The 12,584-nt window shown below is 64.4% G+C and carries 9 protein-coding genes; 7 read left to right on the forward strand and 2 right to left on the reverse strand.

Annotated elements, in window-relative coordinates; translation table 11 throughout:
* The first annotated feature begins 105 nt into the window (after positions 1-105).
* From G8O24_RS02715 to G8O24_RS02725, 3 genes are all read left to right on the forward strand, one after another.
* A complete protein-coding gene (locus G8O24_RS02715; RefSeq protein WP_188096227.1) occupies positions 106-3,075 on the forward strand; it encodes an FAD-binding and (Fe-S)-binding domain-containing protein in 2,970 nt (989 codons plus the stop codon).
* Positions 3,068-3,496: a GlcG/HbpS family heme-binding protein gene (locus tag G8O24_RS02720; protein ID WP_188096229.1), complete on the forward strand. Its 429-nt coding sequence runs from the start codon at positions 3,068-3,070 to the stop codon at positions 3,494-3,496. Before G8O24_RS02715 ends, G8O24_RS02720 begins: the two co-directional genes overlap by 8 nt.
* A 508-nt stretch (positions 3,497-4,004) precedes the next feature.
* Complete coding sequence (locus G8O24_RS02725; protein ID WP_202988739.1) at positions 4,005-4,886, forward strand: right-handed parallel beta-helix repeat-containing protein; 882 nt, start codon at positions 4,005-4,007, stop codon at positions 4,884-4,886.
* Positions 4,887-5,077: 191 nt separating this feature from the next.
* On the opposite strand, the gene G8O24_RS02730 is transcribed toward G8O24_RS02725, so the two are convergent.
* Positions 5,078-5,860: an enoyl-CoA hydratase/isomerase family protein gene (locus G8O24_RS02730; RefSeq protein WP_188096231.1), complete on the reverse strand. Its 783-nt coding sequence runs from the start codon at positions 5,858-5,860 to the stop codon at positions 5,078-5,080.
* A 111-nt stretch (positions 5,861-5,971) separates the two neighbouring features.
* Complete coding sequence (locus G8O24_RS02735) at positions 5,972-8,062, reverse strand: molybdopterin oxidoreductase family protein (protein WP_188096233.1); 2,091 nt, start codon at positions 8,060-8,062, stop codon at positions 5,972-5,974.
* Positions 8,063-8,311: 249 nt separating this feature from the next.
* On the opposite strand from G8O24_RS02735, the gene G8O24_RS02740 reads away from it, so the two are divergent.
* The 4 genes from G8O24_RS02740 to G8O24_RS02755 are packed head-to-tail and all read left to right on the forward strand — an operon-like array spanning position 8,312 to position 12,566.
* On the forward strand, positions 8,312-9,259 hold the full coding sequence (locus G8O24_RS02740; RefSeq protein WP_188096610.1) for a tripartite tricarboxylate transporter substrate binding protein: 948 nt from the start codon (positions 8,312-8,314) through the stop codon (positions 9,257-9,259).
* Between the two features lie 12 nt (positions 9,260-9,271).
* On the forward strand, positions 9,272-9,742 hold the full coding sequence (locus tag G8O24_RS02745) for a (2Fe-2S)-binding protein (protein ID WP_188096235.1): 471 nt from the start codon (positions 9,272-9,274) through the stop codon (positions 9,740-9,742).
* Positions 9,739-11,871 carry a xanthine dehydrogenase family protein molybdopterin-binding subunit gene (locus tag G8O24_RS02750; RefSeq protein ID WP_188096238.1) on the forward strand — a complete coding sequence of 711 codons (2,133 nt, stop codon included), beginning with the start codon at positions 9,739-9,741 and terminating at the stop codon, positions 11,869-11,871. The genes G8O24_RS02745 and G8O24_RS02750 overlap by 4 nt, the downstream gene beginning before the upstream one ends.
* Positions 11,868-12,566, forward strand: coding sequence for a molybdate ABC transporter substrate-binding protein (locus G8O24_RS02755; RefSeq protein ID WP_188096239.1), 699 nt, complete (start codon positions 11,868-11,870; stop codon positions 12,564-12,566). The genes G8O24_RS02750 and G8O24_RS02755 overlap by 4 nt, the downstream gene beginning before the upstream one ends.
* The last annotated feature ends 18 nt before the right edge of the window (positions 12,567-12,584 follow it).

Genomic DNA, 12,584 nt, shown 5'->3' on the forward strand with positions numbered 1-12,584 from the left:
GGCCACCGGCTTGCTCATTTTGAATTCATAATATAATCGGTCATGAACGATAATGAATAACTCAGCAGGGCTGAGCTGCCTCGCCAAGTCAGTCCGGAACCAGGGATGACAAACGCCTCCTCACTCGAACGGCGCCTGCGCTCGGAACTGACCGGCGACGTTCTGTTCGACCCCTACAGCCGCGGCCGCTACGCCACGGACGCGTCCTTCTACCAGATCGTGCCGTCAGGCGTGGTCGTCCCCAAATCCATGGACGAGGCCCTGCGAGCCCTGGCGATCGCGCGTGATGAGGGGATCAAGGTCACCCCGCGCGGCGGCGGCACTTCGCAATGCGGCCAGACCGTCAATGACGGGCTCGTGGTCGATCTTTCGAAGCATCTGAACAAGATCCTGTCGCTCGATGTCGCCGGCCGCACCTGCGTGGTCGAGCCCGGCATCGTGCTCGACGACCTCAACCGCCAGCTCAGGAAGCACGGCCTGTGGTTTCCGGTCGACGTCTCCACGGCCTCGCGCGCCACCATTGGCGGCATGGCCGGCAACAATTCCTGCGGCGGCCGCTCGCTGCGCTACGGCACCATGCGCGACAACACGCTGTCGCTGGAGGCATCCCTTGCCGACGGCACGCTGAGCCGTTTTGGCGAGGTCTCGCGCGACCTCTCGGACAGCGACGCCGGCGAGACCATGCGCGCCCTGTTCCGCGACATGCTCGATCTGGGCGCCCGCGAGGCCGACGAGATCGCAGCCCGCTTTCCAAAAGTGCAGCGCCGCGTTGGGGGCTACAATCTCGATGCGCTGGTACCGCGCAATGCGCCGAATAACATGGGGCATCTGCTGGTCGGCTCCGAAGGCACCCTCGCCTTTACCACCAAGGTCGAGCTCAAGCTCTGGCCGGTGATCCGCAACAAGGCGCTCGGCGTCTGCCATTTCGGCAGTTTCTACGAGGCGATGGATGCGGCCCAGCATCTGGTCAAGCTGAAGCCGATCGCGGTCGAACTGGTCGACCGCACCATGATCGCGCTCGGCCGCGACATCGCGATGTTCAAGCCGATCATCAACGCTGCCATCAAGGGCGATCCGGACGCCGTCCTGGTGGTCGAATTCGCCGAAGAGGATCAAGCCGACAATCTAGCGCGCCTGAAGCAACTCACCGCATTGATGGGCGATCTCGGCTTCGGCTGGACTAACGAGCCGCGCAAATGGGGCGGCGTGGTCGAGATCACCGAGCCCGCGCTCCAGAGCGGCATTGCCGATTTCCGCGCCGCCGGCCTCAACGTCATGATGTCAATGAAGCAGGAGGGCAAACCGGTCTCGTTCGTCGAGGACTGCGCCGTCCCGCTGCCGCACCTCGCCGACTACACCCAGCGCTTGAACGAGGTATTTGCAAAGCACGGCACCAGCGGCACGATGTATGCGCACGCCTCCGAAGGCTGCCTGCATGTGCGCCCGGTGCTGAACCTCAAGCTGGAGAAAGACGTCAAGGCGATGCGCGCCATCGCCGAGGAGGCCTTCGCGCTGGTTCGCGAGTACAAGGGCTCGCATTCCGGCGAGCATGGCGACGGCCTGGTGCGCTCGGAATTCCACGAGACCATGTTCGGAGAACGCCTCGTCGCCGACTTCCGCGAGGTGAAACACCGCTTCGACCCTGACGGCGTGCTCAATCCCGGCAAGATCGTGGACGCGCCCAAAATGGACGACCGCTCGCTGTTCCGCTTCAAGCCGGACTATCGCGTAAGCGAGCTCAAGACAAAGCTCGACTGGTCGGCCTATCCGGGCGCCGGCGGCGGTTTCCAGGGCGCGGTCGAGATGTGCAACAACAACGGCGCCTGCCGCAAGCTCGAGGGCGGCGTGATGTGCCCATCCTACCGTGCCACGCGCGACGAGAAAGACGTCACGCGCGGCCGCGCCAACACGCTGCGGCTCGCGATCTCGGGCCAGCTCGGCCCCGATGCGCTGTCGTCCGACGAGATGATCGAGACACTGAAGCTTTGCGTCTCCTGCAAGGCCTGCCGCCATGAATGCCCTGTTGGCGTCGACATGGCCAAGATGAAGATCGAGGTGCTGGCCGCCCGCGCCGCCACACATGGCCTGACCTTGCGCGATCGCCTGGTCGGCTATCTTCCGCGCTATGCCGGCCTCGCCTCGCGGTTTGCACCGCTGGCCAATTTGCGCAACCGCAGCCGGCTCTTGCGAAGGCTGTTCGAGCGCTTTGCCGGCATCAGCGCGCGCCGCGCTCTTCCAGCCTTCCGCCGTGACGTGTTCGTGCCGCCAGCCGACAGCGTCGGGCCGCAGGCCGGCCGCGAAGTCGTGCTGTTCGCCGACACGTTCAATCGCATCTACGAGCGCGAGAATCTCCAGGCTGCCTTGCGCGTGCTCGCGGCCGGCGGCTATCGCGTGCATATGCCCAAGCCCTCCAGCAGCCGCCCGCTTTGCTGCGGCCGCACCTTCCTGTCAGCCGGTCTCGTCGATGAAGCGAGGTCCGAGCTCGACCGGCTCGTGGCCACCTTCGCGCCCTTTGCCGCGCGCGGCGTGCCGATCGTCGGCCTCGAGCCGAGTTGCCTCTTGACGCTACGCGACGAACTCGCCTCGCTGCGCAAGGACGATAACGCCAAGGCCGTCGGCGCGCATGCGCTGACATTCGAGGAATTTCTGGTGCGCGAGGCCGAAGCCGGCCGGCTGCAATTGCCGCTCGGCACTGTGGCCGAGAAGGCCGTCCTGCACGGCCATTGCCACCAAAAATCGTTCGGTGCATTCAAGCCGGTCGAGCAGGTGCTGCGGCTCGTCCCAGGGCTCAAGGTCGAAACCATCGAGTCGAGCTGCTGCGGCATGGCCGGTGCTTTCGGCTATGGTGCGGACACCTATGACGCCTCGATCGAGATGGCCGAACTGTCATTGCTGCCCGCCGTGCGGCGCGCGGACCAGAGCACGCTGGTCGTCGCCGACGGCACCTCCTGCCGCCACCAGATCCACGACGGCGCCCAGCGCGAGGCGCTCCACGTCGCCCGCGTGCTGGCAATGAGCCTCGACCGCGCTCAACCCAATTCCACCCCCATCACAAAGGACACCCACCATGGCTGACCTCACGCTCGACACCGCCCGCAAGATTCTCGACGCAGCCTTCGGCAAGGCGGCCGAGCTGAAGCTCAAGCCGCTCGTCGTCACCGTCCTCGACGCGCGCGGCGTGCTCAAGATTGCTGCGGCGCAGGACGGCACCAGCCTGATGCGCGCGGAGATCGCCCACGGCAAGGCCTACGGCGCGCTCGCCATGGGCCTGGGCTCGCGCGCCCTGTTTCAGCGGGCGCAGGAGCAACCCTATTTCGTCGACGCCGTGAACACCATCGCCAGGGGCGCGCTCGTCCCCGTCCCCGGCGGGGTGCTGATCATGGATGGCACGACGCTTCTCGGCGCGGTCGGCGTCTCCGGCGACACGTCGGACAATGACGAAGCCTGCGCTGTCGCCGGCATCCAGGCGGCGGGGCTGAAGGCCAACGCGGGGTAGCGTTCGCCATGCCACCGGGGGGCTGCCGCATCTAAATGCCAGGCAGTTTGCAACGCACAGTTCGATCGCCTTTCGGTGGCCTTTGCCTTTGCTGGCGCCGTGCAAACCATTCGTTCGCAGACATATACCGCTGGTAGAAGCCCCGCCGAATACGGCTTCTTCTTCGATCTCACGGGATCTGGGAGCGGAGATGTTGAGCCAGCTCTGCTGACATACCCTGATCGACAATATTATGACGGCTCCCGTGGCGCACTTCCCGCGGCGCCGCCGAAACACACGGCGTTGTGGACGAAGTCATTTTGGTGGAGATCTGCAATCGTCCCGAAACGAAGAACCGCTTTGATGATCTACGTCGAGTTGCACTGATGCAGCTCGACATCCAGGCAGGTATTTCTGACCTTCAAGCCGTTCCGAGTATGTCGAGCGTCGTAGAGTAATGGGAATGCATCGCAATAGCCCTTTTTCCTGACGGCGGGGGAACCGAGCCGCCCAAAATTTGGAGATTGAAATGAGGATCTATTGGTCTTGCTTATCCGCACTTTTGTTTTTCCTGATCAGCGCAATACCCGTGCAAGCCCAAGCCAGCCGCACCTGGGTTTCGGGTGTCGGCGATGATGCGAATCCATGTAGCCGAACCGCCCCCTGCAAAACCTTTGCCGGCGCGATCTCGAAGACAGCTGCAGGAGGGGAAATCGATGCGTTGGATCCAGCTGGCTACGGGGCGTTGACGATCACCAAAGCAATCACCATTGACGGCGGAGGAGGACAAGTGGCCTCCGTGCTGGTCTCAGGCACGAACGGCATCAATGTCTCTGCGGGAGCCTCCGACGTTGTTATTCTCAGGAATCTGCGATTCAACGGCATAGGGACCGGCCTGACCGCGATCAACTATATTTCTGGGTCGGCACTGGTCGTTGAAGATTGTGCGATCTACGACTTCACCACCGCCGGCATTGGAGCCACGCCATCAGCCACCGCGAAGCTGATGGTTACAAACACAACCATTACGAACACAGCAATCGGCATCAATTTGGCGCCCACCGGCTCCCTTTCAGGTCAGGTTGACCACGCGAACATCCAGGTCATGACGACCGCTGGAATCAAAGCGAGCGGGCCCGCCAATATCACGCTATCCAATTCCACTATTTCCAATGCAGCGACCGGCGTACTGGCTGCGTCAGGCTCAATCCTGGGTATCGACTCCTCTCAGATCAACAACAACGCCACGGGATTCTCGACCACCGGTGGTTTCATGCGCGTTAGCCGTAACATCGTTTTCAACAACAACGCCGACTTCTCGATCTCGGGCGGGACGATTGCCTCGGCCGGCAACAACATCGTGGCTGGCAACGGCGCCACCGTACCCAATGGGACCGTCACTCAGAGATAGCCGCACTGCGCAAGCGGATTGTTCGGTTAGGTGTTGGCACGTCGACAGGAAACTGCCTTCATAATCATGGCCGCCGGGTGGCGCCCTAGTCGCGACCCGGCGGAACAACTCATTCTGAGGACCACAGGCAGACGGCCGCAACCCACAACAAGCGATTGACCTCTGTCAATCAGAATCCAAAAGCGAATCCGTCACCTTCCCGTCCAGACCGGCTTCCTCTTCTCCCCAAACGCCTTCAGCCCCTCCTTGGCGTCCTCGGTCATCGCCAGCAGCGCGATCTGGCTTTCGGTGTAGGCGATGCTCTCGTCGAACGACATCGCGGCTATGGCACGCATGGCGTATTTGCCGCGGCGGATCGCGGTCGGCGATTTGTCGACGATGCGGCCGATCAGCCAATCGACCTTGGCATCGAGCTCGGCCGCGGGCACGACGTAGTTGAGCAGGCCCGCCTCCCGCGCGGCCTGTGCATCGAACGGCTCACCGGTGAGCGCCCATTCGTTGACGAGACGTCGCGGCGCGATCGCCTGCAACAGGCTCAGCACCTGCATTGGAAACACGCCGACCTTCACCTCCGGCAGGCCGAAAATGACATGATCGGCCGCAACCGCCATGTCGGTCATGCACAACAGGCCCATGCCGCCGGCCATGCAGACGCCGCCGACGCGCGCGACCGCCGGCTTGGTCGCGTTCTGCGACAGGCGCAGGAGATCGGCATAGTCGACGTTCGGCCTCGAATGATCCATCGCAAAAGCCGCCCCGGAATTCTGCAAGTCCGCTCCGGCGCAAAACGCCTTATCGCCCGCGCCTGATAACACGATGACGCGAACGTCCTTGTCGTCATGCGCATCACGATAGCCGCGTGTGATGCCGGCAATCACGTCGCCATTCAGCGCGTTGCGCTTCTCCGGCCGGTTGATGGTGATCCAGAACGCCTGCCCGCGCTTCTCGGTGATGACGGCTGTGGTGTCGGTCATGACGCTCGTTCCTTGCTTCCGGTTTGCGGCCATTTGCGGCAGCTTCGGCGCGAGGTGCAAGGGCAATCTGTCGGGAAGCGTCGCTTTAGCGCCTCGACACAAATCTGCGGCTCAAGCCGCGGCCGCTTTCCGGATCCAGACCTTGTTGTCGTGGAACGCAGCGCCGCCGATCGGAGCAATCGTATCGGCACCGGTCAGCACGTTGATGCCGCGGCCGCCGATGTGATTCCTGTTCGGATGCACGGATTCGGCGATCAGTACGCCGCGACGTACGCCCTCGAACAGCGCGGCGATCAGCGTCGTCTCTCCGCGGGTATTGCCGAGTGTCACGGCGTCACCGTCAGCGATATCGAGCGCGGCCGCGTCCAGCGGATGGATCATCACGCTCGCCTTGCCCTCGCGCGCCTGCGAGGACGGCGTCTCGTTGAAGGTGGTATTGAGGAAGCTGCGCGACGGGCTGGTCGCAAGCCGGAACGGATGGGCCTGATCAGTGTGCTCGATCACGGCCCAATGGTCCGGAAGCGATGGCATCTTGTCGAAATCGCCCATGATCTGGCCGAACGGCGGATGCGCCCAGTCGGCCTTGAAATGAAATTTCCTGTCGGGATGAGCGAAGCCGTCGAGATAATGCGAGGTGCGGAAATCCGGCTGCAGATCGCGCCAGATATCGGACTCGAGGGCGGCGATGTCGCCGTGGTCGCTCAGCTTCAGCGTCGTGTCGATCAGTTCGCGCGGCGTCATCTCAAAACCCGGGTGCTTGGCGCCAAGCCGCGGCGCCAGCGCCTGCAGCACCTGGTGGTTGGAGCGGCATTCGCCGGGTGGATCAATCAGCTTGGGGCCAACGGAAATATGCTGGTGTCCGCCGCCGTAATAGAGATCGTCATGCTCCATGAACATCGTCGCCGGCAGCACGATGTCGGCCATGAGCGCCGTCTCGGTCATGAACTGCTCGTGCACCGCGACGAACAGATCTTCGCGCGCAAAGCCCTGCGCTACCCGCGCCTGTTCCGGCGCTACCGTCATCGGGTTGGTGTTCTGGATCAGCATCGCCTTGACCGGGCCCTTGCCGAGCAGGGCCTCGGCATCGCCGGTGAGGATGCGGCCGATCTGCGACTGGTCGAGCGCGCGGACCGTCTTGTCGAGTGCGTCATGACCCTCGATGACGGATTCGTTGAAATGCCACAGCGCGTAATTGTTGAAGAAGGCACCGCCGCCCTCGTACTGCCAGGCGCCGGTCACCGCAGGAATACAGTTCGCCGCATGCATCTGCATCGCTCCGTTACGCGAGCGCGTAAAGCCGTAGCCGAGACGGAAGAAGGTCCGCTTGGTCTCGCCGACCGCCTTGGCAAAGGCCTCGATGTCCGCCACCGGCACGCCGCAGATTGCGGACGCCCATTCGGGGCTACGCGTCTTCAGATGCGCCTCGAGCTCATTGGGGCAGTCGGTGTACTTGTCCATATAGGCACGGTCGGCATAGCCATCGCGAAAGAGGATATGCATCACGCCGCACGCAAAGGCGCCATCGGTGCCCGGCCGCAGCAGGATTTTGATGTCTGCCTGCTTCATGGTCTCGTTGTCGTAGATGTCGACCGCCGCGATCCTGGCGCCACGCTCCTTGCGGGCACGCGCGGCATGCGTCATCACGTTGACCTGGGTGTTGACGGGATTGGTGCCCCAGATCACGACAAGGTCGGACAGCGCCATCTCGCGCGGGTCCGCCCCCGCGATCTTGCCGGTGCCGATCGCAAAGCCGATGCGGCCGACATTGGCGCAGATGGTCTGATAGAAGCGCGAATACTTCTTCACATGCGTGAGACGGTTCAGACCGTCGCGCATCACCAGGCCCATGGTGCCGGCGTAGTAATACGGCCAGATCGACTCCGCGCCGAATTCGCGCTCGGCCTGGTTGAAACGATCGGCGATCTCGTCCAGCGCCTCGTCCCAGGAAATTCGCGCGAATTGCCCGGACCCCTTCGGTCCGGTCCGGCGCATTGGATACATCAACCGCTCGGGGTGATGGATGCGCTCGGCATAACGAGCAACCTTGGCGCAAACCACGCCGGCCGTATAGGTCTGCTTCTTTGAGCCGCGCACGCGACCGATGCTGCGCCCCTCGACCACCTCGACATCGAGCGCGCAGGCCGACGGGCAGTCATGCGGACAGGTGGAGTGGCGGATCTCGATCTTGGCGTGCTGGTTCATGGCCAATTTCGTAACACCAAAATACCTGTCAGCCGAGGGCCTTTATTCGCAATGCCCATGCAAAATGCTCAAACCCCGCGTGCAGCCTGTTCCTGCCGCGACCGCGAAATGCTCCGCCGTCACACCGAAACGAGCCCGATATTCCTGATCAAATGACCTTGCGGGGCGTCGACAGTCTGCGTCCGCTGCCGCTACACTGCCATCAAACAAAACGAATTCAGGGAGGTGGGTGTGACGGCCCGACACTTGATGCTGGCGCTGGCTGCCGGCCTGCTCTCCGCAAGCCCCTCACTAGCGCAGGACTATCCCGCGCACGCTGTCCGCATCGTCGTGCCCTTCGGTGCCGGCGGACCGGCTGATGTCGCGGCCCGGCTGATCGGCCAGGCGCTGCAGGAACGCTTTGGCCAGCCTTTCGTGGTCGAAAACCGCACCGGCGCCGGCGGCGTCATCGGCACGGTCGAGGCGGCGAAGTCGCCGGCTGACGGCTATACCTTGCTGATGATGTCCAACACCCAGACCGCAAATGAATCGCTGCTGACACCGGAACAGCGCAAATACGATCTGATGCGCGACCTCGCGCCGATCGCGCCGGTGAACTATTCCGATCTCGTCATCGTGGTGAACCCGCAGGTTCCGGCGAAGACGCTCGCCGAGTTCATCGCTCTCGCCAAGGCGCAGCCGGGCAAGCTGAACTACGCCTCCTCCGGCCAGGGCACGCCCTACCACATGGCCGGGGAGCTGCTCAAAGCGATCGCGGGAATCGACGTCGTTCACGTCCCCTACCGCAACAGCGGCGAGGCCCGCAGCGGCGTGATCGGCGGTCAGGTGCAGATGATGATCGACGCCGTGCCGGCGATGGCACCGAACATCGGCGAGAACCAGGTGCGCGCACTCGCCACGACCGGCAAGCAGCGTTCCGCCGTATTGCCGAACGTGCCGACCGCCGGCGAAGCAGGCGTAGCGGGCTACGAGGCCACCATCTGGCTCGGCCTGATGGCGCCCGCCGGCACGCCGAGACCCGTCATCGACAAGCTCAATTCAGCCGTGAACGCAATGGTGAAGCGGCCGGACATCGTGAAACTCTGGACGGAACAGGGCGCCGTTTCTATGTCGATGACGCCAGAAGAGTTCGACAAATTCCTGCGCGCCGACATCGCGAAATGGTCCGATGTCGTCAAAAAATTCGGTAAATCCTGAGGCCGTGCCGCAATGCCCGCCATTCAATTCCGCCTCAACGGCACGGCTGCCGTCGTCGATGTCGATCCCGATCGGACGCTGCTTGATGTCCTGCGCAACCGCCTCGGAATCGCGGGTGCCCATGTCGGCTGCGGCGCCGGTGAGTGCGGGGCTTGCTACGTGATGGTCGACGGCCGCGCGATGTCGTCCTGCGACATGCCGATGTGGTCGGTCGCGGAGAAGGACGTCGTCACGGTGGAAGGCCTCGGAACGATGGAGCTGCCACATCCACTGCAGCGCGCCTTCATCTCCGAACAGGCGATGCAATGCGGCTATTGCGTTTCGGGGATCCTGATCAGCGCAGCGGCGCTGCTGAAGCGCAATCCGTCGCCGACGGAGGGCGAAGTCCGGACAGCGCTCGATCGCAATCTGTGCCGCTGCGGATCGCACAACCGCATGGTCCGCGCCGTGCTGCGGGCAGCATCAGAGATGGCAGCGTCATGAGTGCGCCGCCACCTGCCCCGAAACTGCCCGTCAGCCTGGCCGCCAATCCAAGACTGTCATCCTGGGTCAGGTTCAGCGGAGAAGGCCGTGTGGCGATCTCGCCCGGCAAGGTCGAGATCGGTCAGGGCATTGTCACGGCGCTGGCGCAGATCGCCGCGGACGAGCTCGACGTCGCGATCGGCCGCATCGAGATGATCCGCGCCTCGACGGCGACGAGCCCGAACGAAGGGGTCACCTCCGGAAGCCTCTCGGTCCAGCAATCCGGCCGCGCGTTGCGTCACGCCTGCGCCGAGGTGCGCCAACGCTTTCTCGCCGCGGCTTCGGATCGTCTCGGCGTCGAGGCATCCCTGCTCGCGGTCGACGACGGCACCATCTCCGGGCCGGGCAATGTCAGGACCAGCTATTGGGAGCTGGCGGGCGACGTTTCGCTTGACCATGATGCCACGGTCGGCGCAGCGGCGAAATCTGCCGGCGCGCGCAGCGTAGCCGGGCACTCGATCCAGCGTATCGACATTCCCGACAAGGTGTTCGCCCGGCCGCGCTTCATCCAGGATCAAGCGCCGCCGGGGCTGGTGCATGGTCGTGTGCTGCGGCCGAAGATTTCCGGCGCGAAGTTGATCGCGCTCGATGAGGCGGCCACGCGGGCGGTCTCCGGGCTGATCGCAGTCGTCCGCGACGGTGGGTTCGCCGGCGTCGTCGCCGACAGCGAGGCCGCTGCGGAAGCTGCGCTGAAAGCTCTACGCAAGGGCGCCGCATGGTCGGCCGGCGAGCCCCTGCCCGATGAAAGCGATCTCGCTGGTTTCCTGAGAAGCCAGCCGGTCGAGCCCACCGTGATCGACACCAGGACAGCTGCGACGACGGGGAAAGCCGCGCTTACGCTCCGCCGACAATACACGCGTCCCTATATCGCGCATGGTTCGATCGCGCCGTCCTGTGCGATGGCGCAATGGGACGGTGGCCGCGTCCATGTCTGGACGCACAGCCAGGGTGTCTATCTGCTCCGCGCCGATCTCGCGATCGTGCTCAGGTTGCCGGACGAGAACATCGTCGTCGAGCACATGGAGGGCGCCGGCTGCTATGGGCACAATGCCGCCGACGATGTTGCACTTGACGCCGCCCTGCTGGCCAGGGGCGCCGGCGGCCGGCCGGTGCGAGTGCTATGGTCGCGCCACGATGAGATGTCCCACGCGCCGTTCGGCGCGGCCATGGCCATCGAGATCGAGGCCGATCTCGATGCCGGCAACGAGATTATCGGCTGGCGTCATGCGATCTGGAGCAACGGCCACGTCGCGCGGCCGGGACGCGCGGCGCAGCCCGCATTGCTTGCGGCGAGCGAGATCGCAAATCCCCACCCACGCATGATCTCGACGAATCCGCCGGCGGCCAATGGCGGCGGCGGGGACCGCAACTCCGTACCGCTCTACGATTTTCCAGCCTGGACGATCACGAGCCATCGCCTGCTGACCATGCCGGTGCGCACGTCGGCGCTACGGACGCTGGGCGCACAGGGCAATGTGTTCGCCATCGAATCCCTGCTCGACGAGATCGCGGTCCTGCGCGGCGAAGATTCGATCGCGTTTCGCCTGCGGCACCTGCGCGACGAGCGGGCGCGCGAGGTCATCCGCGCTGCGGCGCGCCGCGCAGCGTGGAAACCTGAGAGGCGATCCGGCATCGGACACGGCATCGGCTTTGCCCGTTACAAGAACACCGGCGCCTATTGTGCCGCAATCGCCGAAGTCGAAGGCACCAACGACATCCGCGTGAGGCGGCTGACACTCGCCGTCGACGTCGGCGAGGCCATCAATCCGGACGGTGTCGTCAACCAGATCGAAGGTGGCGCGATCCAGGCGACGAGCTGGGCGCTGAAGGAGCGCGTCCGCTTCGACCGGACCCGCGTCACGTCGACATCGTGGACGGACTATCCGGTCCTGACCTTCAGCGAGGTCCCGGCCGTGGATGTCGAGATCATCCAGCGCCCCGAAGTCGAGCCGGTCGGTGCGGGAGAGGCCGCGCACGGTCCGGTGACAGCAGCCATCGCCAATGCAGTCCATGATTGCCTCGGCGTGCGCGTGCGCGATCTGCCAATCACACGGGACAAAATCATCGCAGCGATGGAGCTTGCAACGTGACGACGGTGAACATCTTGAGCGGAGGTGCAGCGCAAGGGCTCGTGGGCGGCCTCAGCGATGTCTTCGAGGCGCAGACAGGCTGCAGCATCGACGGTGAGTTCGGCGCGGTCGGGCTGATGGCCGACAAGCTGCGCGCAGGTGCGCCGGCCGACCTCGTGATCCTGACGCAGGCCCTCCTTGCAAAGCTTGCCGCAGAGAAGGTCGTCGTGGCTCCCTCGATGGCCGACATCGGCCGGGTGGAAACCGCCCTCGCCGTCCGCAGCCGTGATCCCAGGGTCACCGCGGCAACCGAAGCCGATCTCCGCGAGGTGTTGCAGTCCGCAGACGCCATCTACGTCCCCGACACCAAGGCTTCGACCGCAGGCCAGCATGTCGCGAAAGTGCTGGATCAGCTCGGCATCGCCTACGAGGTCGCCTCGCGCCTGAAGATTTTTCCGAACGGAGCGACGGCGATGCGCGAGCTGGCGGTGTCCACCGCGACCCGGCCGATCGGATGCACCCAGGCGACCGAGATCATCGCGACCAAGGGCATAGAGCTGTCAGGCGCGCTGCCGCCGGGCTGCGAGCTGGTGACGATGTACACGGCCGGCGTCGCCACGCAGGCCGCCCATCCCAAGGAAGCGGAGGCGCTAATCGCGCTGCTGACTGGCGCAGATCACAGGGAGCTGCGCCAACGCGTGGGCTTTGCCCCCTAGCTTGCCGGGCCCATCTGT

Origin of the sequence: Bradyrhizobium campsiandrae, assembly GCF_014529705.1 — a bacterium.
In the GTDB taxonomy this organism is placed as follows: Bacteria; Pseudomonadota; Alphaproteobacteria; order Rhizobiales; family Xanthobacteraceae; genus Bradyrhizobium; species Bradyrhizobium campsiandrae.